This window comes from Streptomyces sp. NPDC050085 (assembly GCF_044460595.1).
In the GTDB taxonomy this organism is placed as follows: Bacteria; Actinomycetota; Actinomycetes; order Streptomycetales; family Streptomycetaceae; genus Streptomyces.
Map to the genome: position 1 here is coordinate 174,519 of NZ_JBITJZ010000013.1, position 24,126 is coordinate 198,644.

25 protein-coding genes are annotated in these 24,126 nt (G+C 71.6%); 13 read left to right on the forward strand and 12 right to left on the reverse strand.

All coding sequences use genetic code 11. From position 1 onward, the window contains the following. Nucleotides 1-27: 27 nt before the first annotated feature. Complete coding sequence (locus ACIBUY_RS34510; protein ID WP_399154750.1) at nucleotides 28-1,005, reverse strand: aldo/keto reductase; 978 nt, start codon at nucleotides 1,003-1,005, stop codon at nucleotides 28-30. 215 nt (nucleotides 1,006-1,220) lie between these two features. Between ACIBUY_RS34510 and ACIBUY_RS34515 the strand changes: the two genes are divergently transcribed. Beyond that, entirely contained in the window at nucleotides 1,221-2,126 is a 906-nt protein-coding gene (locus ACIBUY_RS34515) for a helix-turn-helix transcriptional regulator (protein ID WP_399154751.1), read from the forward strand. Between the two features lie 143 nt (nucleotides 2,127-2,269). Then, complete coding sequence (locus ACIBUY_RS34520) at nucleotides 2,270-2,755, forward strand: Rieske (2Fe-2S) protein (protein ID WP_399154752.1); 486 nt, start codon at nucleotides 2,270-2,272, stop codon at nucleotides 2,753-2,755. Here ACIBUY_RS34520 and ACIBUY_RS34525 read toward each other — a convergent pair. Continuing rightward, on the reverse strand, nucleotides 2,742-3,383 hold the full coding sequence (locus ACIBUY_RS34525) for a cysteine hydrolase (RefSeq protein WP_365571343.1): 642 nt from the start codon (nucleotides 3,381-3,383) through the stop codon (nucleotides 2,742-2,744). The genes ACIBUY_RS34520 and ACIBUY_RS34525 overlap by 14 nt on opposite strands. A 158-nt stretch (nucleotides 3,384-3,541) precedes the next feature. Here ACIBUY_RS34525 and ACIBUY_RS34530 point away from each other — a divergent pair, with 158 nt between their 5' ends. Next, nucleotides 3,542-4,009: a pyridoxamine 5'-phosphate oxidase family protein gene (locus ACIBUY_RS34530; RefSeq protein ID WP_399154753.1), complete on the forward strand. Its 468-nt coding sequence runs from the start codon at nucleotides 3,542-3,544 to the stop codon at nucleotides 4,007-4,009. An 80-nt stretch (nucleotides 4,010-4,089) separates the two neighbouring features. Here ACIBUY_RS34530 and ACIBUY_RS34535 read toward each other — a convergent pair whose 3' ends face one another. Continuing rightward, on the reverse strand, nucleotides 4,090-5,007 hold the full coding sequence (locus ACIBUY_RS34535) for a LysR substrate-binding domain-containing protein (protein ID WP_365571338.1): 918 nt from the start codon (nucleotides 5,005-5,007) through the stop codon (nucleotides 4,090-4,092). A 75-nt stretch (nucleotides 5,008-5,082) separates the two neighbouring features. Between ACIBUY_RS34535 and ACIBUY_RS34540 the strand changes: the two genes are divergently transcribed. Further along, nucleotides 5,083-6,060, forward strand: coding sequence for a DMT family transporter (locus tag ACIBUY_RS34540; protein WP_399154754.1), 978 nt, complete (start codon nucleotides 5,083-5,085; stop codon nucleotides 6,058-6,060). On the opposite strand, the gene ACIBUY_RS34545 is transcribed toward ACIBUY_RS34540, so the two are convergent. Continuing rightward, nucleotides 6,051-7,382, reverse strand: a complete 1,332-nt coding sequence (locus ACIBUY_RS34545; protein ID WP_399154755.1) for an aminotransferase class I/II-fold pyridoxal phosphate-dependent enzyme — start codon at nucleotides 7,380-7,382, stop codon at nucleotides 6,051-6,053. The genes ACIBUY_RS34540 and ACIBUY_RS34545 overlap by 10 nt on opposite strands. A gap of 35 nt (nucleotides 7,383-7,417) precedes the next feature. Here ACIBUY_RS34545 and ACIBUY_RS34550 point away from each other — a divergent pair, with 35 nt between their 5' ends. Both ACIBUY_RS34550 and ACIBUY_RS34555 read left to right on the forward strand, forming a co-directional pair. Next, nucleotides 7,418-8,095, forward strand: a complete 678-nt coding sequence (locus ACIBUY_RS34550; protein WP_365571330.1) for a pyridoxamine 5'-phosphate oxidase family protein — start codon at nucleotides 7,418-7,420, stop codon at nucleotides 8,093-8,095. Continuing rightward, nucleotides 8,095-8,742, forward strand: coding sequence for an FMN-binding negative transcriptional regulator (locus tag ACIBUY_RS34555; protein WP_399154756.1), 648 nt, complete (start codon nucleotides 8,095-8,097; stop codon nucleotides 8,740-8,742). The genes ACIBUY_RS34550 and ACIBUY_RS34555 overlap by 1 nt, the downstream gene beginning before the upstream one ends. A 12-nt stretch (nucleotides 8,743-8,754) precedes the next feature. Here the strand turns inward: ACIBUY_RS34555 and ACIBUY_RS34560 are convergent, their stop codons facing one another. The 3 genes from ACIBUY_RS34560 to ACIBUY_RS34570 all read right to left on the reverse strand — a co-directional run bounded on the left by ACIBUY_RS34560 (nucleotide 8,755) and on the right by ACIBUY_RS34570 (nucleotide 11,658). Further along, complete coding sequence (locus ACIBUY_RS34560; protein ID WP_399154766.1) at nucleotides 8,755-9,684, reverse strand: DMT family transporter; 930 nt, start codon at nucleotides 9,682-9,684, stop codon at nucleotides 8,755-8,757. A gap of 384 nt (nucleotides 9,685-10,068) precedes the next feature. Beyond that, the gene (locus tag ACIBUY_RS34565) at nucleotides 10,069-11,085 is read right to left on the reverse strand and encodes an EamA family transporter (RefSeq protein ID WP_399154767.1); all 1,017 of its coding nucleotides are present in this window, start codon (nucleotides 11,083-11,085) and stop codon (nucleotides 10,069-10,071) included. Nucleotides 11,086-11,163: 78 nt separating this feature from the next. Further along, nucleotides 11,164-11,658: a Clp protease N-terminal domain-containing protein gene (locus ACIBUY_RS34570; protein ID WP_365566818.1), complete on the reverse strand. Its 495-nt coding sequence runs from the start codon at nucleotides 11,656-11,658 to the stop codon at nucleotides 11,164-11,166. Nucleotides 11,659-11,877: 219 nt separating this feature from the next. On the opposite strand from ACIBUY_RS34570, the gene ACIBUY_RS34575 reads away from it, so the two are divergent. After that, nucleotides 11,878-12,042 carry a hypothetical protein gene (locus ACIBUY_RS34575; protein WP_365566819.1) on the forward strand — a complete coding sequence of 55 codons (165 nt, stop codon included), beginning with the start codon at nucleotides 11,878-11,880 and terminating at the stop codon, nucleotides 12,040-12,042. A gap of 114 nt (nucleotides 12,043-12,156) precedes the next feature. After that, nucleotides 12,157-12,585 (forward strand): SRPBCC family protein, encoded by a 429-nt coding sequence (locus ACIBUY_RS34580; RefSeq protein ID WP_365566820.1) that lies wholly within the window; start codon nucleotides 12,157-12,159, stop codon nucleotides 12,583-12,585. Nucleotides 12,586-12,688: 103 nt separating this feature from the next. Here the strand turns inward: ACIBUY_RS34580 and ACIBUY_RS34585 are convergent, their stop codons facing one another. After that, a complete protein-coding gene (locus tag ACIBUY_RS34585) occupies nucleotides 12,689-13,324 on the reverse strand; it encodes a PadR family transcriptional regulator (RefSeq protein ID WP_365566821.1) in 636 nt (211 codons plus the stop codon). 207 nt (nucleotides 13,325-13,531) lie between these two features. Here ACIBUY_RS34585 and ACIBUY_RS34590 point away from each other — a divergent pair, with 207 nt between their 5' ends. Beyond that, on the forward strand, nucleotides 13,532-14,161 hold the full coding sequence (locus ACIBUY_RS34590; protein ID WP_365566822.1) for a dihydrofolate reductase family protein: 630 nt from the start codon (nucleotides 13,532-13,534) through the stop codon (nucleotides 14,159-14,161). Between the two features lie 91 nt (nucleotides 14,162-14,252). Further along, a complete protein-coding gene (locus ACIBUY_RS34595; protein WP_365566823.1) occupies nucleotides 14,253-15,062 on the forward strand; it encodes a PhzF family phenazine biosynthesis protein in 810 nt (269 codons plus the stop codon). Between the two features lie 6 nt (nucleotides 15,063-15,068). Here ACIBUY_RS34595 and ACIBUY_RS34600 read toward each other — a convergent pair whose 3' ends face one another. Then, nucleotides 15,069-15,869: a type II CAAX endopeptidase family protein gene (locus tag ACIBUY_RS34600; protein WP_365566824.1), complete on the reverse strand. Its 801-nt coding sequence runs from the start codon at nucleotides 15,867-15,869 to the stop codon at nucleotides 15,069-15,071. A gap of 190 nt (nucleotides 15,870-16,059) precedes the next feature. Here ACIBUY_RS34600 and ACIBUY_RS34605 point away from each other — a divergent pair, with 190 nt between their 5' ends. Then, the gene (locus tag ACIBUY_RS34605; RefSeq protein ID WP_365566825.1) at nucleotides 16,060-17,835 is read left to right on the forward strand and encodes a substrate-binding and VWA domain-containing protein; all 1,776 of its coding nucleotides are present in this window, start codon (nucleotides 16,060-16,062) and stop codon (nucleotides 17,833-17,835) included. 16 nt (nucleotides 17,836-17,851) lie between these two features. Here ACIBUY_RS34605 and ACIBUY_RS34610 read toward each other — a convergent pair whose 3' ends face one another. Next, entirely contained in the window at nucleotides 17,852-19,372 is a 1,521-nt protein-coding gene (locus tag ACIBUY_RS34610; RefSeq protein WP_365566826.1) for a glutamate--cysteine ligase, read from the reverse strand. A 536-nt stretch (nucleotides 19,373-19,908) separates the two neighbouring features. Between ACIBUY_RS34610 and ACIBUY_RS34615 the strand changes: the two genes are divergently transcribed. Further along, nucleotides 19,909-20,496 carry a hypothetical protein gene (locus tag ACIBUY_RS34615; RefSeq protein WP_365566827.1) on the forward strand — a complete coding sequence of 196 codons (588 nt, stop codon included), beginning with the start codon at nucleotides 19,909-19,911 and terminating at the stop codon, nucleotides 20,494-20,496. Between the two features lie 184 nt (nucleotides 20,497-20,680). Here ACIBUY_RS34615 and ACIBUY_RS34620 read toward each other — a convergent pair whose 3' ends face one another. Further along, nucleotides 20,681-20,869 carry a hypothetical protein gene (locus ACIBUY_RS34620; RefSeq protein ID WP_365566828.1) on the reverse strand — a complete coding sequence of 63 codons (189 nt, stop codon included), beginning with the start codon at nucleotides 20,867-20,869 and terminating at the stop codon, nucleotides 20,681-20,683. Between ACIBUY_RS34620 and ACIBUY_RS34625 the strand changes: the two genes are divergently transcribed. Continuing rightward, nucleotides 20,868-21,068 carry a DUF5999 family protein gene (locus ACIBUY_RS34625; RefSeq protein WP_365566829.1) on the forward strand — a complete coding sequence of 67 codons (201 nt, stop codon included), beginning with the start codon at nucleotides 20,868-20,870 and terminating at the stop codon, nucleotides 21,066-21,068. The genes ACIBUY_RS34620 and ACIBUY_RS34625 overlap by 2 nt on opposite strands. Nucleotides 21,069-21,129: 61 nt before the next feature. Here ACIBUY_RS34625 and gcvP read toward each other — a convergent pair whose 3' ends face one another. Further along, nucleotides 21,130-24,015, reverse strand: a complete 2,886-nt coding sequence (gene gcvP / locus ACIBUY_RS34630; protein ID WP_365566830.1) for an aminomethyl-transferring glycine dehydrogenase — start codon at nucleotides 24,013-24,015, stop codon at nucleotides 21,130-21,132. Between the last annotated feature and the right edge of the window lie 111 nt (nucleotides 24,016-24,126).

A 24,126-nucleotide genomic window follows, 5' to 3' on the forward strand; every position in this document is an offset into this window, starting at 1 on the left:
GTGTGCGGGTCGAGCGGTGCCGGGCGCTCAGCGTTCGAGCAGCTGCGCCTGGGCCTCGTTGTGGGTGTCACCGGCGGCCGGCGGCAGGCTGCCGAGCCGGTCCAGCTGGGCGCCGGTCAGCGTGACGGCGTCGGCGGCGGTGTTCTCCTCGACGCGGCCGACCCGCTTGGTGCCGGGGATCGGGGCGATGTCGTCGCCCTGGGCGAGCAGCCAGGCCAGCGCCACCTGCGCGGGCGTCGCGCCGACCTCGTCGGCCACGGCCTGCACCTCGTCGGCGATCGCGAGGTTGCGCCGGAAGTTCTCGCCGGTGAAGCGCGGGTTCCCGCGCCGGAAGTCGGAGTCGTCGAACTGGTCGGTGGAGCGCACGGTGCCCGTCAGGAAGCCGCGTCCCAGCGGGGAGAACGGCACCAGGCCGATGTTCAGCTCCCGCAGGACGGGCAGGATCCGCTCCTCGATGCCCCGCGTCCACAGCGAGTACTCGGACTGCACCGCGGTGACCGGCTGGACGGCGTGGGCGCGGCGGATGGTGTCGGGACCGGCCTCCGAGAGGCCGAAGGCGCGCACCTTGCCCGCGGCGATCAGCTCGCCCACGGCGCCCGCGGTCTCCTCGATCGGCGTGTTCGGGTCCACCCGGTGCTGGTAGTACAGGTCGAGGTGATCGGTGCCGAGGCGCTTCAGGGAACCCTCGACGGCGGTCCGGATGTTGGCCGCTCCCGAGTCCGGGTTCCAGGGGCCGTCACCGCCGTGGGAGACCAGGCCGAACTTGGTGGCGAGGACGACCTTGTCGCGGCGTCCCTTCAGGGCTCGCCCCAGCAGTTCCTCGTTCGTGTAGGGCCCGTAGATCTCGGCGGTGTCGATGAGCGTGACGCCCAGCTCGACGGCCCGGTGCACGGTCCTGATCGACTCGGCCTCGTCGGTGCCCGAGCCCGTGTAGCCGTGGGACATGCCCATCGCGCCCAGACCGATCCGGGAAACCTCCAGGTCACGCAGTGTGATGTAGCGCATTTCGCCTTCTTCGCATCGGTGGCGTCGCCCGGCACTCCCACTCTCGCCCGGCCGGGTGCATCGTGCCCGCGGTGGCCGGGGCGGGGCGGGTGCCGCGTCCTGCACCTTCACCTTGGCCCGCATCGCGCCGATGTGGCAGGGCGCGTTCTTCAGGGGTCATGACAGGGCCCCCCACCGCGCCGCGCGGCAGGGTCCTGGCGGGCGAAACTGGAGGCATGTCATCCGAGAGCGCGCACAGCGAAGGCGCCGAGCTGGGCCGCTATCTGCGCGCCCGCCGCACCCAGACCAGCCCCGCACACGTCGGCCTGACCGTCGGCGCCGGCCTGCGCCGCACCCCGGGACTGCGGCGCGAGGAGCTGGCGACCCTCGCCGGCATCAGCATCGACTACTACGTACGCCTGGAGCGCGGCAAAGAGACCCGGCCCAGCCCCGCCGTCCTCGACTCGCTCGCCCGCGCCCTGCACATGGACGAGCAGGAGCACCAGCACCTGCGCGAGCTGGCCGCCCGGGCCGCGCGTTACGCACCCGAGCCGCCGCCCGCGCCCAGCCGCACCGTGCGCCCGCACCTCAAGCAGCTGCTGGAGTCGCTGCGCCCGAATCCGGCGTACGTGATCAGCCGCAGCATGGACGTGCTCGCCTGGAACCCCGGCGGCCTCGCCCTGTACGCGGGCCTGGACGACTGGCCGGTCAAGCACCGCAACCTCGCCCGCTATCTCTTCCTCCATCCCGCCGCCCGTGATCTCTTCGGCGACTGGGACCGGCAGATCACCGCCTGCGTCGCCCGGCTGCGCGCCACCGCGGGCACCGCACCCGACGCGCCGGACCTGACCAACCTCGTCGGCGAACTCCTGCTCAAGAGCCCCGACTTCGCGGGACTCTGGGAGCGCTACGACGTGACCGGGCGCAAACCGAGGCACAAGACGTTCCGGCATCCGCACGTCGGACCGCTCACGCTCACCTCGCAGTCCTTGCAGGTGGAGGGCACCCCGGGCCAGCGCATCGGCGTCTACACCGCCGAACCCGGATCGCCCGACCAGGACGCCCTGCTCCTGCTCGACATGACCGCACCGCAGCCGGAGCAGCAGCGGGCCGCGGCCGCCCGCCCTCCTTCGATGGAGTGACATCACGGGACGGCCTGCCTGCGCACGGCACGCGCCCGGGTTATGAGTTCGGCCAACCGTTGAACGTTCCGGGATCACCACACGTACGGGAGAGCACACGCCCCCCACGGGATCCAGGTCCGTTCCCACGAAAGGAACCGAGCATGACCGCTTCGCAGGAGTCCCTTCCCCCCGGTCCCCCCGGTCCCCCCGGCCCCCGACGTCCCGCGCCCGCCCGCCGTACCGTCGTCGCCGCCGTGGGAGTCGCGGGGATCGCCGCGGCCCTGGCCGCGTGCGGCGACTCGTCCGACAGCGGCGGGTCCGAACCCGCGGGCAACGCCGCGTCGGCGGGCGGCGGGGGCAGCGAGGAGATCGCCAAGACCTCGGACATCCCGGAGGGCGGCGGCAAGATCTTCGCCGACGCCGGGGTCGTGGTGACCCAGCCGAAGAAGGGCGAGTTCAAGGCGTTCACCAGCACCTGTACGCATCAGGGGTGCAAGGTGACCAAGGTCGACGCCGGCACCATCGACTGCCCGTGCCACGGCAGCAAGTTCTCCATCGAGGACGGCAGCGTCAAGCACCCGCCCGCGACGCAGCCACTGCCCGAGAAGAAGCTCAAGGTCAGCGGCGACTCGATCAGCCTCGCCTAGGGCGCTTCCACGCGGCGAGCACGTCCGGGGTCGTCGTCACCGTGGCGACCAGGGCGAGCGTGTTGCGGATCATCGCGGGGGTGTAGTCGGAGGGCACCCCCGCGATGGCGTCCTTGGGGACGACCACCTGATAGCCGAGGTTCACGGCGTCGAAGACCGCGTTCGGTATCGCCACGTTGGCGGAGACGCCGGTGACGACGAGCGTGCGGCAGCCCAGATTGCGCAGCAGCGGGTCGACGTCGGTGCCCGCGATCGGCGAGAGCCCGTGCAGCCGGCGTACGACGAGGTCCTCGTCCGCGACCTCGATCGGCGGGGCGATCCGGACGGCCTTCGAACCGGACAGCTGCAGGACGGGCAGCCGTTCGGCGGCCCGGAACAGACGGGCGTTGCGGTTCGCGCCGCGGCCGTCGGGGCGACGCTCGGCGACGGCGTGCAGCACCTGGACCCCGCTCTCGTGCGCGGCCCCGACCAGCCGCGCCACCTGGGCCAGGGCGCCCGACGACCGTGCCTCCTTGGCGAGTTCGGGCAGGGCGCTCTCCGGACCGACGACGCCCAGCTGGCACTCGACGGTCAGCAGCACCGTGCCCGCCGGGTCGAGCAGCTCGGCCAGGTCCTCGTGAGTCGGCATGAATTCCCCCTGGGCGCAAGGCCGTTCGTCCGGTCGTCGCAGGTGCTGGAGAGTAGTCACCATTGCGCGCGGACGGAAGAGACCGCATGCTGCCCTTCTGACGCACCGTCAGCAACCGTTCAGCGTGATCTGTCTGATCCGCGTGAGAGGGAGTGCCCATGACCGTCACCCAGCGCCGCGGCCGAAAGATCATGATGACGACACAGGAGCTGGAGTCGTTCCTCGCCGAGCAGCGCACGTGCCGGGTGGCCACGGTGGCACCGGACGGCACGCCGCACGTCAGCCCCCTGTGGTTCCTGTGGGACGGTACGTCCCTGTGGCTGTACTCCCTTGCGCGCAGCCGCCGTTGGGCCGACCTGCGGGCCGACGGGAGGGTTGCCGTGGTGGTGGACGCGGGCGAGGACTACGGGGAGCTGCGCGGCGTCGAGCTGTCCGGTCGCATCGAGTTCGTCGGCGAGTCCCCGCGCACCGGGGAGCCGTGCCCCGAACTGGACGCGCCGGAGCGGCTGTTCGCGGCGAAGAACTTCGGCCTGTCCGAGATGTTCCACGACGGCCGCCACGCATGGGCCCGGCTGACCCCGGACAAGATCGCTTCCTGGGACTTCCGCAAGCTGGCCGACCTGTAGCGGGGCCAGCCGACCCGCATCGGGGCCCAGCCGACCCGCAGGAGGTTCGGCCACCCGTAGCCAGGCTCGAGGACGGGCCCTCAGCGCCCGGCCAGTTGCCCGAGATCGGCGCCCACCTTCTGCAGTGCTTCCACGGCGGCCCTGATCGAGGGGCGCCGGTCGGCGTCCGCGCGCCACACCACGTACACGTGCCGCCGGACCTGCTGGCGCACGGGCACCGTCACGACGCCCTGCGGCATCGGGTTCCGGCCGAGCAGTGGGGCGACGCACACGCCCAACCCGGCCGCCACCAGGCCGAGTTGGGTGTGGGTCTCGGCGGCACGGTGGCCGACCTGGGGTTCGACGCCCTTGGCGCGCAGCGTGAACAGCAGCCACTCGTGGCAGAACTCGCCCTCGCCCCAGGTGATCCACTCGTCGTCGGCGAACTCCTCGAGGCCCACCTCGTCACGGGCCGCCAGCGGGTGCCCCTCGTGCAGGGCGATGTCCGCCGGGTCGTCGAGAATGCTCGCCTTGACCAGGCCGTCGGGCAGCGGCATCGGCTTGTTGTACCAGTCGAGCACGACCGCCATGTCGAGGTCGCCGCGCATCACGCCGGCGACTCCCGCCTCCGGCTCCAACTCCTGCGAGCGCACCCGCAGTTGGGGATGGGCCGTGCGCAGTGCGGAGAGCGCGGCGGGGAACAGCCCACGGGCGGCCGTCGGGAACGCGGAGAGCCGCAGCTCCCCCACCACCTGCCCGCGCTGCGCCTCCAGGTCGGACTGGGCCAGCTCGACCTGCGACAGGATGCGCGCCGAGTGATCGGCGAGCAGCCGCCCCGCGTCGGTCAGGCGCACGCCCCGGCCGTGCTTGGCCAGCAGCTGCTGGCCGACCTCGCGCTCCAGCTTGGTCATCTGCTGCGAGACGGCCGACGTCGTGACGTGCAGCGCGTCCGCCGCCCCGCTCACCGATCCGTACCGGGCGAGCGCGTCGAGCACCCTCAGCCGCTCCAAATTCAACATGTAAGCGATGCTAAGCGATACCGGGCAAGAAGTCTCGCTTGTGCTACGAGGAAGTGGGGAGCGATCCTTACGTCCATGAGCACCGTCACCGCCTCCCGCGTCACCCCGGCCGATCCCGCCACCCTCTCGTCCCCGACCGCCCGCCGCACCCTCGACTGGCGCCTGCGCTTCGGCGGGCTCTCCCTCATCTGGGGCTTCAGCTTCCTGCTCATCAAGGTGGGCACGGACGGGTACGCCCCGTTCCAAGTGACGCTCGGGCGGCTCCTGTTCGGCACCCTGGTGCTCGCCGCCGCCATGGCCGTGAAGCGGGAGCGGCTGCCGCGCGGGGCCCGCACCTGGGGACACCTGGCGGTCGCGGCGTTCCTGCTCAACGCACTGCCGTTCTCCCTGTTCGCCTTCTCCGAGCAGACGATCCCGTCGACGCTGGCCGGGATCTGCAACGCGACGTCACCACTGTGGGGCATGGCCCTCTCCCTGGTCGCCCTCTCCGAGGACCGGCCGACGCGGCGCCGGGTCGCGGGCCTCGGCATCGGATTCCTGGGCGTCCTGACGGTGCTCGGCGTCTGGCAGGGCTTCCAGGGCCTGGATGCCACGGGCACGGCGATGGCGCTGCTGGCCTCGTTCAGCTACCCGGTCGGCTGGATCTACGTGCGCCGCACACTGGCGAACACCGGCAACTCCCACCTGTCGATGACCGGCGCCCAGCTGCTCCTGGCCACCGCCCAACTGGCCGTCGTCACACCGCTGTTCACGTCCTGGCCGAGCAGCTTCGCGCTCACGCCGCTGCTGGCGATCGTCGCCCTGGGCACGCTGGGCACCGGCCTCGCGCTCCTCATCCAGTACGGCCTGGTCGCCGAGGTCGGCCCGACGACCGCGCAGATGGTCACCTACTTCATCCCCGTCATCGCGACGGCGGCCGGTGTCGCCGTGCTCGGGGAGTCGCTGAGCTGGTCGACGCCGATCGGCGCGGTGATCGTCCTGGCGGGCGCGGCACTCACCCAGGCGCGGCCCAACCAAGCCGTAAGGAAGCGGGAGGCTTCGGCTCAGGCGTAGTACCGCTCGGGCACCGGCCCGACGGCCGCCGCCACCACGTCCGCCACCGCCTCGATCTCCTCGACCCCCAGCCGGGACACGGTGATCCGCACGCCCGGTCCGGCGTTCATCCGGAACCGGGCGCCCGGCGCGACCGCCCACCCCGCGTGCAGCAGCCGCGCCACGGCCCCGGTCTCGTCCGGCACCGGGATCCACACGTTCATGCCGCTGCGCCCGTGGGCCTCGACGCCCCGCTCGGCGAGGGCGGCGATCAACCCGTCGCGGCGCACCCCGTAGGAGGCCGCGACCTCCCGCGCGTCCACCGCGCCGGCCGACCACAGTGCGGCCACCGCCCGCTGGACGATGCGGCTGATCCAGCCGGGGCCGAGCCGCTGCCGCCCGCGCACCCGGTCGACGGTGGCACTGTCGCCGGTGAACACGGCGAGGCGCAGATCGGGCCCGTACGCCTTGGCGACGGAGCGGACGAACGCCCAGTGGTGGGTGACCCCGGACAGCGGATGCAGGGGCAGATCGACGATGCCGTGCCCGTGGTCGTCCTCCACCAGCAGCACCTCCTCGTGCCCGGCGAGCACCTTGCGCAGCGCCTTCGCGCGGGCGGCACCGACCGCCGCGCCCGTCGGGTTCTGCGCCCGGCAGGTCACCACCAGGGCCCGCGCCCCATCGCGCAGCGCCCGCTCGACGTCCCCCGGCAGCGGCCCGTCGTCGTCCACGCCGACCGGCACCAGGCGCAGGCCCAGGGCGGGCACGAGGTCGAGCATGCTGCCCCAGCCCGGGTCCTCGACGGCGACCGCGTCCCCGGGCTTGAGGTGCGCCATGAGCACGCGCTCGATGGCGTCGAGCGACCCGGACGCCACCCCCACCGGGCCCTCCGGCACCCCGTCCGCATCGAAGCGGGACCGCGCCCCGCGCGCGAGTCCGGGCTCCAGGAACGCGTCCCCGTACAGCACGGGCTCCCGGTCCGCGACGGCCGCCGCTGCGGTGAACGCCTCGACCAGCGAGGGCAGCAACGCGGTGTCCGGGTTGCCGTCGGACACGTCCCGCACGCCCTGCGGCACGTCGACCCGGATGCGCTCGCGCCCGGTCGTCGCCGGCATCGGGCGCACTCGGCTGCCACGGCGTCCCGCGGTCTCGATGACCCCGCGCTCGCGCAGCGTCCGGTAGGCGGCCGCGACCGTATTGGGATTCACCCCGAGCCGCTGCGCCAACTCCCGCATGGGAGGCAGCAGTTGACCCGGCTCAAGCCCCCCTTCGGCCACCGCACGCTCGACGCTCGCTGAAATCTCCACCGCGCGCTTACCACTGATCGGATACTCTCCTAGCACAAACACTATTTTGCACTAGTGCAATGGAGTTGGCAATGACCGTCGCCCCGGAGTCGACAGCCGCCCGCTACACACCCACGGACCGGACCGTACCGACCCGCGCCAAGGAGCGCGCCGCGTACGACCGCGACCTGGTGCACTCGATACTCGACGAGGCCTACGTCTGCCATCTCGGCTTCGTGCGCGACGGCGCCCCGATCGTGCTGCCCACGCTGTACGGACGCGTCGGCGAGCGTCTGTACCTGCACGGCTCCACGGGGTCGCGCCCGCTGCGCATGGCCGGCGGGCAGGACCCGGGCCTGCCCGTCTGCCTCACGGTGACGCACGTGGACGCCCTGGTGCTCGCCCGCTCCACGTTCCACCACTCCCTCAACTACCGCTCCGTGATGATCCACGGCACCGCGTACCCGGTCACGGACCCCCAGGAGAGGCAGCTCGCCCTGGACACACTGGTCGACCAGGTGGTCCCGGGCCGCTCCGCGGACTCCCGCCGGGCGAACGCGAAGGAACTGGCCGCCACGGCCGTCCTCAGCCTCGACCTCGAGGAGGTCTCGGCGAAGCTGCGCACGGGCGTCACGGACGACGAGCCGGAGGACCTGGACCTGCCGTACTGGGCGGGCATCGTCCCGCTGCGGAAGGGTTACAGCACGCCGATCCCGTCGGCCGACCTGGCCGAGGGCATCGAAGTCCCGTCGTACCTCAAGGAATTGTGATGCTGATCCACCCCTGGGACGCGGCTCGCGACACGGCCGAGTGGCAGGACTGGCTCGCCGCGCACGACTTCGGCCAGCTCGCGGTCAACGGGCTGCCGGGCGAGCCGCCGTTCGTGCAGCCGATGCACTTCGCGTACGACCCTTCGCCGGGCGGCCCGTTCGGCGAGGTCCTCGCCCATCTGGCCCGCCCGAACCCGCTGTGGCCCGCCCTCGACGCGAACCCCGAGGTGCTGCTGAGCGTCGTCGACGACTACGCGTTCGTGCCGGGCCCCTGGCAGGCCCCGCCCGGCGCCCCGCCCGAGCACGGGACGCCGACCAGCGTGTACGCCGCCGTCCAACTCCGGTGCACGGCCCACGTCGTGGACGACCCCGAGGAGAAGGCGACGCTGCTCAACCGCCAGGTCGGCCACTTCCAGCCCCCCGGCCTGTCGGAGACGGTGGCGGTGGGCGAGGCCCCGTACGGACGGCTGCTCTCCGGGATCCGGGGCATGCGGCTCGAAGTGACCGACGTACGGGCCAAGTTCAAGTACGCGGGCCACAAGCCGGAAGAGGTCCAGGACCGGATCGCCAAGGGCCTCGCCGACCGGGGCGGCCTCCGGGACGCCGCCGCGCTCGCGGTGCAGCAGCGGCGGCGTCAGGAGGCGTAGCGCCAGGTCACCTCACCGGGCGGCGCGCGCCTCCGTCACCGCGAGGCCGACGACGGCGACCAGCATCACCGCCGTGCCCGCCACCGTGGCCGCGGTCAGCCGCTCGCCGAGCAGGGTCACGGCGATCGCGGCCGCGCCCACCGGTTCGAGCAGCATGATCACGGAGACGGTGGCGGAGCGCACGACGACCGCGCCCGCGAAGTACAGGGCGTAGGCGAGCGCCGTCGGCACGGAGGCCGTGTACGCCAACAGGCCCAGGACTTCGTGGGGTTGGGCCGTGTGCGGCACCAGGCCCTCGGCGGCACCGAAGGGCAGCAGCACGAGCGAGGCGACCGCGAACGTGCCGACGGTCGTGCCGAGTTGGTCACCGGCCCGCCCCGAGCGCCCGAACCACCGGGTGAGCAGCGTCATCACCGCGTACCCCGCCGCCGACGCGAGTGCCCACAGCACACCCAGCGGCCGCACGGCCGCGCCCCCGCCGCCGAGGATCAGCACGGCGAGCCCGCCGAGTGCGCCCGCGACGGCGAGCACACCGCCGCGGCCGAGCCGCTCGCCCATGGTCAACCGCGCGCCGAGCGCGATGAGGACGGGCCCCGCGCCGAGCGTCACGACGGTGGCGACGGCAAGTCCCGTCACCGCCACCGCGGCGAAGTAGGCGGTCTGGAACACGGTCAGGCAAAGCCCGAGGACGCCGAGCCTGACGACCTTGCGGCCGAGCGGTTCGCCCGGCGCGACGACGGGCCGGCGTCGCCGCACCAGACGCGCGGCGACGAGCAGCACGAGCCCGCCCGCGCACCGCCAGAACGACAGGGCCGCGGGCCCGAGGTCGCTGTGCCGGAACACGAGGGAGGCGGCGGCACCCGCGGTGCCCCAGGCAAGACCGGCGACGACGAGGTACAACAGGCCGCGGCCGACCGGCAGTTGACCGGTGGCGCGGGCCACGGACACGGCAGGGGACGCAGCAGAGGAAGAGGGCACGGCAGAGCCGGCCGAGACAGCATTCGACACGTGGATCTCCACGGAAAGGCCCCCGCCACAGCGGGAACCGAGGGACACGGACCGTCGTCGGCGGACGGCCGCACCCCGCCCGGGAGCTGCCCGGGCCATGGATCTCGTACGAGAACTCGTACGCGAAGGAGGCCGCCCGCACCGGGGCCCGACGGGCCGATCCGCACGACGGCGACCGGCATCCGCCCATGGCGCGCTGCCCGCGGATCCGACGACGGAATCGCGGGAGGCACCCAGGTCCGGCACAACAAGTGGCCGGACGGGCCCTAGGCGGCCGGCGGCGGAAGAACGAGCCAGTGGGAATGCATGATCGCCACCCTAGACGGGGCCGCCGGAGCGGGACAACGCGGTTTCCGGCTCGGGAACGGGCTCGGCGGCCTGCGCCGCGGGCTTCGAGGACTGCGCGATGAACGCGCCGACCAGCACGACCGCGCCGCCGAACAGCTGCGGCGCCGACAGGTGTTCACCGAGCAGCACCCAGGCGAGCACGGTCGCGATGACCGCCTCCAGGCAGGCCACGACACCGGCGACCTGTGGCGACAGGCGTCGCACGGACACCACGCCGGTGACGTACGCGACGACGGTGGCCAGCAGCACGATCCAGCACAGCAGCAGCCAGGCGGGCACGGACGTGCCGTTCATCGAGGCGCTGCCCGCGAGCACGGACCAGTCCATGCCCCAGGGGCGGGCGATGACCGTGAGCAGGACGGCACCGATCAGCAGCCCGTACGCGATCACGCCCAGCGGGTCCGGCACCTCGCCCCCGGAGGCCCCCGCGTCGCTGCCCTGGTCGGACAGGACGAAGTAGCCGACCTGGCAGCAGGCGGCACCGAGGGCGAGCAGCAGACCGAGCACGTCGAAGCTCAGCCCCGACCAGATCTCGACGACGCAGGCGAGACCGCCGACGGCCAGGACGACGCCGAGGGCGGCGGCCCGGGTCACCGGCTTGCGCTGGACGAAGCGGACCCAGCCGAGGACGAGCGCGGGCGCCAGATATTCGATGAGCAGGGCCACGCCGACGGGGATGCGGGAGATCGCCGCGAAGTAGCAGGCCTGGACGCCCGCGACGGCGAGCAGGCCGAACCCGGCGAGCAGCAGCGGCCGTTGCCGCACGAGCGCGCGGTGCCGCCACGCGAGCGGCAGCATGACCAGGGCCGCGCCGGCGACCCGCAGCCACACCACGTAGAGGGAGTCGAGCCCCGCCTCGATCAGCGGTTTGGCGGCGACGCCCGACCCGCCGAACGCGAGCGCGGAGACCAGGGCGAGCCCCAGTCCGAAGCCACGCCCACCGGTTTCCTGACTCCCCTGAGACCCCTTTGACCCGTGCACCGGCACATCATGACAGGGCAAGTCAGGAGCGTCACCCCCGATGACCCCTGTCTCACCAGATGGAACCGTGCCGTCGGCGCCCCGTCAGTTCAGTCGCTGCCGCAGCCCCGCCACGTCGACCCCGGCCCGGCCGAGCACCTCGACGGCGCGGCATTCCGCGGCCTCCGCGAGGGCGGCCAGCACGTCGACGCCGCGGGCCCGCACGTCGCCACGGGACGCGGCCCGCTCGGCACCGGCCTCCATCGCCGCGGCGGCGACGGGCGACCAGCCGGGCGCCCCGCTCACCATCGGCACGGCGCCGGAGTCCTCGACGGCGCCCTGCCAGCGCAGCCCGTAGCCGATGCTGCGCTGCACGAGATAGCCGAGCAGTCGCGCCACTTGGGTCCGGTCGGCGAAGGCGTCGCGCACCTCGGGGTCGGCCTCCAGCAGCGAATGCAGCAGGTGGGCGGTGTCGATCTGGCGGTCCCCGTCCCGTACCGCACGCCGCTTGGCCCCCACGACGACCAGCGCCAGCTCGTCACTGAGCGGCGCGTCGCTGAAGGGACCTGCTTCTTCCTGGGACGGGATAGGGCTTTGCACGTACCCCACCTCATCAGGCGCGATCCACAGGAACATCCCCGGAGGGAAGCATCTTCGCGTCCGACACAAGTTGGGCACGGATGAACGACTTCTCCTCCTCAGGGATGAGATCGCACCGTTCGACCCCGAGGGGCGCGCGCCTCCTTGCCTCACGCCCCGTACGCAACCAGGGCCCCGCCTCGTTCGTCCGACACAGACATGGAGAGCAGGTGCTGGCTCGTGGCCCTGCCCGCGATCGACGGCAGGCAGTACGTGTACCGGGTGTACGCCCCGGACGACGCGCTGCTCGCCGACCTGTTCTGGGACGCCTGGCACTGCCACGACGAGGGGCCGTACCCGCGCGCGTACGACCTGTTCGACGCCGCGGAGATCCACAGGGTCTGAGGGATCCGGCCGATCTGACGGTTCATCAGTATTGAATGTTCGAGGCCGGGCGGCTACTTTCCGCGACACGCGACACCAAAGCCCGCAGGGCTCTCGACACAAAGGGGTGGCCGCATGGCCGAAGTCAGCGCGGAAGCACGCATCGAGGCGCCCGCGGAGAAGGTCTGGGCGCAGCTCACCGACTTCTCCTCGCACGGTGAATGGAGCGCCACCCACACCAACTTCCCGAACGGCGGCCCGGCCTCCCTCGAGGTCGGCGGCCAGTTCGTCGAGAACATGAAGCTGATGGGCTTCCCCGCCGAGGTCAACTGGACCATCGAGGACCTGGAGACGGCCCGCACGCTCGCCATCCGGGGCAAGGGCCCGATGGGCGTGAACGTCGGCACGCGCTACACGCTCACCGCCGACGGCGGCGCCACGACGGTGCGGATCGACGGCGAGTTCACCGGCGCCGCGGTGTCCCTCATGGCGGGCAAGCTCAAGGATTCGGCGACGGCGGCCCTGAACGAGTCGCTGCGCAAGCTCGGCGGCCTGGTGGCCTGACCCCTCCGGCCCCGTTCCCGCACGCGAAGAGGCGTCCCGTACTCACGTACGGGACGCCTCTTCCACGTTCTGCCCCCGGCCTCGGCCCGGGCCCTCATCGGGCTCAGCCCTCGTCGGCGAGGATCAGGTACAGCTTCTTGCGCGCGTCGTTGATGACGGTCAGCGCCTTCTCGCGCTGTTCCTTGCTGCCGGTCTTCCAGACCTGGCCGAACGCCTCCATCAGACCGAAGCCGGCCTGCCGGATCTCGTTCATGGCCTCCCAGTCGACGCCGCGACCGGCCTCCTCCCAAGGAGCGTCGGGCCCCTCTTCGGCGGCGGTGCGCCCGGCGTCGGTCAGCGAGAAGAGCTTCTTGCCGCCCTCGCTGGCACTGGCGATCAGGCCCTCGTCCTCGAGCAGCTGCAGCGTCGGGTAGACGGAGCCCGGGCTGGGCTTCCACGCGCCGCCGCTGCGCTCGGCGATCTCCTGGATCATCTCGTAGCCGTGCATCGGCCGGTCCGTGAGGAGCGCCAGGATCGAGGCACGCACGTCACCGCGCCGCGCCCGTCCCCGGGGCCCGCCACCGCGACCGCCGCGGCCGCCCCAGGGCCCGAAGCCGGGGCCACCGGGACCACCGAAGCCCGGCCCGAAGGGCCCGAATGCGGCGCGCCGGCCCTCGAAGCCGCCGCGCTCGAAACCGCCCCGGCCTTCGTGGCCGGGTCCGTAGTGTCCATGTCCGTGTTCATGTCCGTGGGTACGCATGAGAATCAGTCCTTTCACAACTGATCGGTGAATTCGATGACCGCGATCGTCAACCGATCGCGATGCCTCAACGATATATCGGAACAGTTCGCTTGGCAACACACGTCCGGAGAACTTCCGCCCAGGTGTCGATCCGAGGCCGCCCCGATCGACGTACAGATGCCGGGACCCGAACCACGAGCACCCCTCACGACCAGGGAGAACGCCATGCCCAAGCTCCGCGTACACAACGTCACCGTCACGCTCGACGGCTTCACGGCGGGACCGCACCAGCGCCTCGAGGAGCCCTTCGGGGACGGCGTCGAGGGCCTGCACGACTGGATGGTCGCGGCGATGCGCGACCGCGCCGACGGCAAGAGCGGCATCGACGTGGACTTCATCGAGCGCAGCGAGGAGAACGTCGGCGCGACGATCATGGGCCGCAACATGTTCGGCCCGCAGCGCGGCCCGTGGCAGGACGCGTCGTGGACCGGCTGGTGGGGCGACAACCCGCCCTACCACCACGACGTCTTCGTGCACACGCACCACGTCCGCCCCTCGATCCCCAAGGACGGCGGCACGACCTTCCACTTCACCGACGAGCCGCTCGAGACCGTGCTGCGCCGCGCACACGAGGCGGCGGACGGCCGCGACGTACGCCTGGGCGGCGGCGCTGCCACCATCCAGCAGTACCTGCGCGCCGGGCTCGTCGACGAGCTGCACCTGGTGATCGTGCCGCTCCTGGCGGGCAGCGGCGAGCGCCTCCTCGACAACGTGGCCGACGGCGTCGCCGGCTACCGCGTCACCGAACTCGTCAGCTCCCCGGCGGCGACCCATGCGGTCCTGACCCGCCGCTGAACACACAAGAGGCCGGCCGTCTCCACAAAGGGGCCAGTCATCGCGAATTGGCCTTGGCCGATCCTCAGGGAGCTCAATTACCGTCCCTGGCATGCGCATTCGTATCGTGGACGCCTTCACCGACCGCCCGTTCACCGGCAACCCCGCGGGCGTCCTGCTCCTCGACGCCTTCCCGGAGGACGACTGGCTGCAGAGCGTCGCCGCCGAGGTGAATCACGCCGAGACCGCCTTCGCGCACCCCCTGCCCGCGGGCGGGGACGCGGACTGGGCGCTGCGCTGGTTCACCCCGGCCACCGAGGTCGACATGTGCGGCCATGCCACGCTCGCCACCGCCCATGTCCTGCACGCGACGGGCACCACCTCGGGACCCGTGCGGTTCGCCACGCGCAGCGGCGTCCTCGTGGCCACCCCGAACGACGACGGTTCCCTCACCCTCGACTTCCCGACCGCTCCCCTCACCGAGGAGCGTGCCCCGGCCGGACTCGCGGGCGCGCTCGGCGCGGAGCCCGTCTCGGTGCACGACACGGGCCGCTCGGTCGGCGATCTGGTGGTCGAGCTGGCCGACGAGAAGACGGTGCGGGGCCTGACCCCCGACCTCAAGGCGCTGGCCGCCCTCTCGGAGCGCGGGGTCATCGCCACGGCCCGCGCCGACGACGCGTCCCGCGGGTACGACTTCGTCTCGCGCTGCTTCTTCCCGAACGTCGGCATCGACGAGGACCCGGTGACGGGCAGCGCCCACACGGCCCTCGCCCCGTTCTGGGCGCCGCGCCTGGGCCGCACCGAACTCACCGGTCTCCAGGCCTCGGCCCGCAGCGGTCTGGTCCGCGTGGAACTGCGCGGTGAGCGCACCCTCCTCACGGGCAGCGCCGTCACCGTGATCGAGGGCGAGCTCAACGCGTAGGGCCGGTCAGGCGGTGGGCAGCCAGTCCACCTTCCCGGCGAGCAGCGCGTACCCGACGAACGCCCCGATGTCCAACAGGGAATGGGCCACGACCAGTGGCCCGACCCGCCCCCACCGCCGGTACAGATAGGCGAAGACGACGCCCATCGCGAGGTTGCCGAAGAACCCGCCGATGCCCTGGTACAGGTGGTACGAGCCGCGCAGCACGGACGACGCGACGAGCGCCGTGCCGGGCGTCCAGCCCAACTGCCCGAGCCTGCGCAGCAGATACCCGACGACGATGACCTCCTCCAGTACGGCGTTCTGCACCGCCGACAGGATCAGCACCGGGTACTTCCACCACACGTCGGGCAGCGCCTCCGGCACCACGGTGAGGTTGAAGCCGAGGCCGCGGGCCGCCAGATAGAACGCGATGCCCGTGCTGCCGATCACCGCCGCGATCGCGGCGCCGCGTCCTGCGTCGAACCACGGCCGCGTGCGGTCGAAGCCGATCGTGCGCAGGCTCTCGCCCTCGCGCAGCAGAAAGTGCGCGACGAGCGCGACGGGCACGAGCGCGCTCGCGATCCCGAAGAGCTGCCAAGCGAGATCAAGCCATGGACGCCCTGGCGCCGCCGAGGCGTTGAGGGTCGCCGCCTGATCCTTCAGACCACCTGGTTTGGTGACCGATCCGACAAAGCTGATCAGGGCGGACACGCCACTCGCACCGAGCGAAAGCCCCAGAACGAGCAGCGTCTCGTCCCGGAGAAATCGTCGTGAGAGCCCCTCGTTGGGAAAAGAACCGGCCACCGACCCCGCCTCCACCTGCACACCTGACTCCACTTCAGTAATCGCGCCTCATCGCTCACGCCGCCCCGCTAGGGTCTCGAATGCAGGTACGAAGATCGCGCGCGACAGGCCGAGGGGGACGGTGCGCCGCAGTCCGGCGCACCGCTCCCCCTTCTTGCTTCACCGCTTATATCGCAACTGCCTTTACGGCTCAGGGAGGGGCACCACCGTCATGGGACGTCACAGCAGCATGCCCGACGAGTACGGGACGGCCGCGTCCGACCGGCGTCCCCGGTCGCGGGGACGCACGGTGGCCATCGCGACGGCCACCGTGCTCGCCGTCGCCGCGGGCACGGCCTTCGCCGTCCGCAGCGATCTGCTCGGCTTCGGCGACTCCTGCGGCGGCACGGTCCACCTCGACGTCGCCGCCTCCCCGGACGTGGCGCCCGCACTGACGGCCGCAGCGGACCAGGCCCGCGAACAGAAGGTGACCTCGGACGGCAACTGCCTGGACGTCACCGTCACCGCGCGCGACTCGTACAAGGTCGCCACGGACCTGCGCGCGGGCAAGGGCAAGCCGGACTACCAGGTGTGGGTGCCCGACTCGGACCTGTGGCTCCAGCGGGTCGAGCAGAACACGAAGGCCACCCCGGTCGCCGCAGCGGGCAACATCGCCTCCACGCCGATCGGCGTGGGCATGGTCCCGGCGGCGGCGAAGGCCTTCGGCTGGCCCAAGAAGACCTACAGCTGGACGCAGTTGGCCGGCGCGGCCATGCAGGACGACAAGGTGCGCCTGGGCGCCGCCGATCCGGCCCGCAGCTCCACCGGCCTGCTCGCGCTGACCAAGCTGGCGGCCGAGGCGAAGAAGTCCGGCGACGACGGCGGCACCCAGGCCGCGGCCATGGCCAAGGTCCTCTCACAGCGCACCTCGGACAGCGACGGCCAGCTGATGGACACCGTGGCGAGCGACACCTCGGGCAGCGAGCAGGGCAACCCCCGGCGCAACCAGGCCCTGATCCTGTCCGAGCAGGCCGCCTTCGCGCACAACGCGGAGGCGGGCGACGACGGCGGCCTCGACCTCTTCTACCCGAAGGACGGCTCGCCCGAGCTCAACTACCCGTTCTCCCTGGTCGACGAGCCCGCCCTGACCACCGACCAGAGCCGCGCCGCCGTCCGCTTCATGACGCTGCTCGGCGCGCCCGACGGCCGCGCGATCCTGGCGAAGCACGGCTTCCGCACGTCCAGTTCGGCCTCGCCCGAGGCGGTCGCCGCCCAGGCGGGCGCGCGCGCCCCGCAGCCGTACGCGGAGCCCACGTCGCAGCCGCCGACCGACGAGGAGATCGAGGAGACCCTCGGCATGTGGACGATCACGGTGCAGAGCGCCCACATCCTCACTGTCGTGGACGCGTCGGCCTCGATGGCGAACCCGGTGCCGGGCCGCGGCCAGTCCCGCATGGACGTCACGAAGTCATCGATGCTTGCGGCCCTGTCGACCGCCTTCACGGACGAGGACGACATCGGCCTGTGGGAGTTCTCCACCCACCTCGACGGCAGCCGCGACTACAAGAAGCTGGTCCCGACCGCCCGCCTCGGCGACCGCGAGGGCGCCGGCACCCAACGGGACCGCCTGTCCGCCGCGTTCACGTCCCTCCAGCCGGTGCCGGGCGGGGCGACCGGCCTGTACGACACGACGCTCGCCGCCTACAAGCAGGCCACGTCGACGTACAAGAGCGGCAAGTTCAACGCGGTGGTCGTGGTCACCGACGGCGTCAACCAGGACCCGGGATCGATCTCCCGCAGCAGCCTCATCAAGGAGCTGGAGAACCTCACGGACCCCGAGCACCCCGTGCCGCTCATCGCCATCGCCGTCGGCCCGGACACCGACAAGGACGAGATCGAGCAGATCGCCACGGCCACCGGCGGCTCGGGTCACCAGGTCAGTGACCCGGCCGACATCCAGCAGGTCATCCTGAAGGCCATCATCGAGGCGGGCGCCAAGAGCAGTTGAACCTGACCGGCCGGCGTCACCCGAGCGGCACGGCGGGCTCCGGCAGCCCGACGGGCCAGCTGTGCACCGGCTCGCCCAGGTGCATCAGCTCGGCGTACCGGCGCGTGGTCGCGGCGAGCGCCGCATCGCGCGCAAGCCCGCTCTCCCGGGCGCGGTGGTACGTGGCCGCCTGCCAGGCCGCCCCGTTCATGCGCCGCGCACACCGCTCCTCGATCACGCCCAGGTACAGATCGCGGTCGGCGGGTTCGACCCCCCACGCGTCGAGCCCGGCGGCCGCGAGCGGCAGCAGTTCGTCCCGTACGAGGGTGACGGCCGGCACCTGCTCGGTGCCGCCGAACCGGCCCCGGCGCGGCCACTCCAGGCGCGCGTCGATCCCGTACCGGCAGGCGGTGTCGAAGTTCCGGGCGGCCGCCTCGAAGGAGAGCCGCGACCACACGGGCCGCGCGTCCTCCGCCAGGGCCCGTACGACGCCGTAGTAGAAGGCGACGTTGGCGATGACGTCGGTGACGGTGGGTCCCGCGGGCAGCACCCGGTTCTCCACGCGCAGATGCGGAACGCCGTCCGCGATGCCGTACACGGGCCGGTTCCAGCGGTACACCGTGCCGTTGTGCAGGACGAGTTCGGCGAGGCTCGGGACGCCGCCCTTGTCGAGGACGTCGAGCGGGTGCTCCTCGTCGAGGATCGGCAGCAGCGGCGGAAAGTACCGCAGGTTCTCCTCGAAGAGGTCGTACGCGGAATCGATCCACCGCTCCCCGAACCACGTCCGCGGCCGCACCCCCTGGGCCTGCAGTTCCGGCGGCCGGGTGTCCGTGGACTGCTGGAAGAGCGGGGGCCGCGACTCCCGCCACAGCTCGCGACCGAAGAGGAACGGCGCGTTGGCGCCCAGCGCGATCTGCACCCCGGCGATCGCCTGCGCCGCGTTCCACACGTCGGCGAACCGGCCCGGCGTGACCTGGAGGTGCAACTGCACGGACGTACACGCCGCTTCGGGCGCTATCGACGAGGACGTGCAGGTCAGGTGCTCCACGCCGTCGATGTCGAGCACGAAGTCCTCGCCCCGCGCGGCCACGATCTGGTCGTTGAGCAGGGTGTAGCGGTCCACGTCCGAGAGGTTCGCAGAGACGAGATCCGCGGCGCGCAAGGTCGGCAGAATACCGATCATCACGATTCCCGCATCGACCTCATTGGCCTTCCGGTGCGCATAACCGAGCCCGGTCCGCAGCTCCTCCGCAAGCTGATCAAGAACACGCCCGCCGAGCCGGTGCGGCGCAATATTCACTTCCAGATTGAACATCGCGAGTTCCGTCTGGAAATCCCGGCTGGCGATTCGCTCGAGTACTTCCGCATTCATCATTCTCGGCAGCCCGTCGGGCCCGGCGAGATTCAGCTCGATCTCCAGGCCCATGAGATTCTTCGGCCGGTCGAACCGCTTCTCGCCCAAGAGCCTCTCGAGCCCCGACAGACACTCCGCGAGCTTCTCCCGGTAGAGCCGTCGGTCGGCCAGATCGACCGCGCCCGCAACGACCTTCTCCCCCATGGAAGCGTCCCTCCTCGCCCGGGCAGCCCGACCGTCCGGCCGCGTGTCACGGTGGATGATGCCCAGGCAATGTGATCGATAACGCCCCGCTCGGCCCGACGGGGCAGTACGCTCGGACCACTTACCCCACGGCACATTCCCTAGGCATGCAGCGTTCTGCAGATTCATCTACGAACGCCTGGTGAAAAACACCGACGAGAACCGGCCGACCGCTCACTCGGAAAAAGACGAGGCCACACGGCGAAGACGCAAGATAAATCGGATGCCCGCCGGCAAAACACCGCCGGGACGACGGCCGAATAGCACCTTGCAGACCCCTCTCACCCTGGTAGGGGAAACACCGTGTGAACACGCGTCGTATAAACTCCGCGAACGAGACAGAGAGTCGGCGCCCGTGGCCGGGTTCGTCAGTGGCCCCCGCCCCCTCTGGCCCGCGTAATGCTGCGCATCCCGCGCACCCCAGCAGCAGACAGCGCCGTCCGCTCGTCCCGCACCGCCCTCGTACCACGTGCCTGTCGAATGAGAGGCGACCCACCATGCCGCTGCACGTCCCTCCGGCTCCCGCGCCCGCCCTGCGCAGCGTCCTCACGGCCCTCGGTTCCCCCACCGCCGTCCGCGAGGCCCGCACCCCTTCCCTGCGCGCAGCACAGGGACCCGCAAGCCCCGAACTCCCGCTGCCCGTCCACGTGTTGGACCACATCACCGAGACCACCGGACCCTCGCAGGCCCGCCTCACCGGCTGGCGGTTCCTGATCCGCTGCGGGGACCGCGCGGTGGCCGCGGCCGACACAATGCTCACTCCGGACGGGTGGGCCTTCTCGCACTTCTTCGAGGGCCCCTACGTGACGTCCACCGAGCGCGCGCTGCGTCAGGCCGAGTCCCTGCCGCTGCACTACCAGCCGCGCCTGCTCTCGGTCCCCGAGCTCTACATGCTCACCCTGTGGCTGCACGGCGACTGCACCGCCGACGCGGCGACCGGGCACCCGGCGGCCGACGACATCCTCGTCCCGCTGGCACCCGCACCGCCGGGCATCGCGGCCCACCGCCCGCACCGCGTGGCGGAGCTGCTGCCGGTACTGACCCACCGGCTGACGCCGGCCCGGGCCACTCCTCTCTTGGCCTGACCCGAGCCCGACCACCGAGACCTGTGCCCCGCGCCGTCCGCCGTCCGGTCGCGGGGCACAGCCCTGAGCGCTTGTGCTCATGCGGACTAGCCCGGTCCGGCTACTCCGAACCACCCGAAGGGACAGTCCAGTTGGGCTGAACCGTCCGCACGGGTGACGCGTCTGAATCCAGTGAGGACCGCTGCTACGAAATCCCTGCGGATTGGCGCCCACAGGGCAACACTGGGTTCGGACCGACTGGAAAACGGGGGGCGGCCATGAACAAGCCTTCAAGCCGCAGCACGAACAGCACCACCAGCACCACCAGCACCGACTGCACTGCCAGCAACGCCACCGTCATCGAGATCACTTCGCAGCGAAAGATCCCATCCATGTGCCAGCACCAGCCGCCGTGCCCGACAGCAGCCTCCGCGGACCGGGAGGCCGCGCTCCCCGTGGCTCACCACCCGGAGCAGGGCTGGAGTCTCCTGTGCAACGGAGTCCTGCTCTTCGAGGACACCGGCGAACTGCTGCCCAACGGCACGATCATCGCGCCGCACCGCCCCTTGGGCACGGTGGTGACCGCCGCCTAGCGGCGCGGGGCACTGCGCGGCCGTCCACCTGCGAACGGCCGGCCGCGCACCCACTGTCGGCTCAGGCCTCGTAGGCGTCCAGAGGCGGGCACGAGCAGACCAGGTTCCGGTCGCCGAAGGCCTGGTCGATACGGCGCACCGGCGGCCAGTACTTGTCGGACGCCACCACCCCGGCCGGGAAGACAGCCTCTTCCCGGCTGTACGCGTGCGCCCAGTCCCCGCCCAGCATCCCCGCCGTGTGCGGAGCGTTCCGCAGCGGGTTGTCATCGGCGGGCCACTCGCCGGAGGCCACCCGCTCGATCTCGCCGCGAATGGCGATCATCGCCTCGCAGAACCGGTCGAGCTCGGTGATGTCCTCGCTCTCGGTCGGCTCGATCATCAGCGTCCCCGCGACCGGGAACGACATGGTCGGCGCGTGGAACCCGTAGTCGATGAGCCGCTTGGCGATGTCGTCGACGCTGACGCCGGTCTCCTTGCTGATCGGCCGCAGATCGATGATGCACTCGTGCGCGACGAGACCGCCGGGACCGGTGTAGAGCACCGGGAAGTGCGGCTCGAGCCGCTTGGCGATGTAGTTGGCCGACAGCACGGCGACCTGCGTCGCGCGCTTGAGCCCCTCGCCGCCCATGAGACGCACGTACGACCACGAGATCGGCAGGATGCCCGCGGAGCCCCACGGCGCGGCCGAGATCGGACCGACGCCCGTCTCAGGACCGGCGGCCGGCTGCAGCGGGTGGTTCGGCAGGTACGGAGCGAGGTGCTCGCGCACGCCGACCGGACCGACGCCGGGGCCACCGCCGCCGTGCGGGATGCAGAACGTCTTGTGCAGGTTCAGGTGCGAGACGTCGCCCCCGAAGTGCCCCGGCTTGGCAAGCCCCACGAGGGCGTTGAGGTTGGCACCGTCGACGTACACCTGGCCGCCGGCGTCGTGCACGGCGGCGCAGATGTCGGCGACGTGCTCCTCGAACACACCGTGCGTCGACGGGTACGTGATCATGAGCACGGCCAGCTGATCGGCGTACTGCTCGATCTTGGCGCGCAGGTCCGCGATGTCGACCTCACCGTCGTCGGCGGTCTTGACGACGACGACCTTCATCCCGGCCATCACGGCACTGGCGGCATTGGTCCCGTGCGCCGACGACGGGATGAGGCAGACGGTGCGCTGCTCGTCGCCGTTGGCCCGGTGGTATCCGCGTACGGCGAGCAGGCCCGCCAGCTCGCCCTGCGACCCGGCGTTCGGCTGCAGCGACACCTTGTCGTAGCCGGTGACCTCGGCGAGGCGCTCCTCGAGCTCCTTGATCAGGGTCAGATAGCCCTGCGCCTGCTCGGCCGGCACGAAGGGGTGCAGCTGGCCGAACTCGGGCCAGGTGACCGGCTCCATCTCGGTGGTCGCGTTGAGCTTCATCGTGCAGGAGCCCAGCGGGATCATGCCCCGGTCGAGCGCATAGTCGCGGTCGGCGAGCGTGCGCAGGTAGCGCAGCATCGCGGTCTCGGAGCGGTGCTGGTGGAACACCGGGTGCGTCAGGATCTCGTCGCTGCGCAGCAGCGCCTCGGGAAGCGCGTCCACCGCGGCGGCGTCGAGCGCCTCGATGTCCGCCTCGACGCCGAACGCGTCCCAGACGGCGCCCAGTTGGGCCCGTGTGGTGGTCTCGTCGCAGGAGAGGGAGACCTGGTCGGCGTCGACGAGGTGCAGGTTGACCCCGCCCTCGCGCGCCGCGGCCACGACCTGCGCGGCCTTGCCGGGCACCCGCACGGTCAGCGTGTCGAAGTACGCGCCGTGCACGACCTCGACACCGCCCGCCGTCAGACCGGCGGCCAGCAGCGTGGCGTAGCGGTGGGTGCGCTGCGCGATGGACCTGAGCCCGTCAGGACCGTGGTAGACCGCGTACATCCCGGCCATGACGGCGAGCAGCACCTGCGCCGTACAGATGTTGCTGGTCGCCTTCTCGCGGCGGATGTGCTGCTCGCGCGTCTGCAGGGCGAGGCGGTACGCCTTGTTCCCGTCGGCGTCGACGGAGACGCCGACGAGCCGCCCGGGCAGGGACCGCGCGAACTTCTCCCGTACGGCCATGTAACCGGCGTGCGGACCGCCGAAGCCCATCGGGACGCCGAAGCGCTGCGTCGTGCCCACGGCGATGTCGGCACCCAGTTCGCCGGGCGAGGTCAGCAGCGTAAGAGCAAGAAGATCAGCGGCGACGGTGACGATGGCGCCCAGCTCGTGCGCCTGCTCGATGACGGACTTGATGTCGCGCACGGCACCGGAGGCCCCCGGGTACTGCACGAGCACGCCCACGACACCGCGCTCGGCGACCTCGGCGGGAATCCCGTCGCTCAGGTCGGCGACGACGATCTCGACGCCGGTCGGCTCGGCCCGCGTCCGAATGACGGCGACGGTCTGCGGCAGCGCGTCCGCGTCGACCAGGTACACACCGTCCTTGACCTTGCCGATGCGCCGCGACAGCGCCATGGCCTCGGCGGCGGCCGTGCCCTCGTCGAGCAGCGAGGCGCCGGAGGTCGGCAGGCCGGTCAACTCGGCAACCATCGTCTGGAAGTTGAGCAGCGCCTCGAGACGGCCCTGCGAGATCTCCGGCTGGTACGGCGTGTAGGCCGTGTACCAGGAGGGGTTCTCCATCACGTTGCGCAGGATGACGGGCGGCGTGAAGGTCCCGTAGTAGCCGAGCCCGATCATGGACCCGAGCACCTGGTTGCGGTCGGCGAGGGAGCGGAGCTCGGCGAGCACCTCGGCCTCGGTGCGCGCGGCGGGCAGCGCCAGCGCCTCGGCACTCTTGATCACATCCGGCACAGCGGCCGCCGTCAGCTCGTCGAGCGAGCCGTAGCCGACCTGCGCGAGCATCTTGGCCTGAGCGGCGTCGTCGGGACCGATGTGGCGCTGCTCGAAGGGGATTCCCTGCTCCAACTGCGAGAGCGGAATACGGTTGGCGGTCATGGCGGAGGCCTCCTGGTCATTGCGACCTGCGAGGGGCACCACGGCGCGGGTGCCCGGACGGCCTCCCCCTCTGTCATCTCAACCTGAGAGCTTCACCGGCCGCCCCCGCAA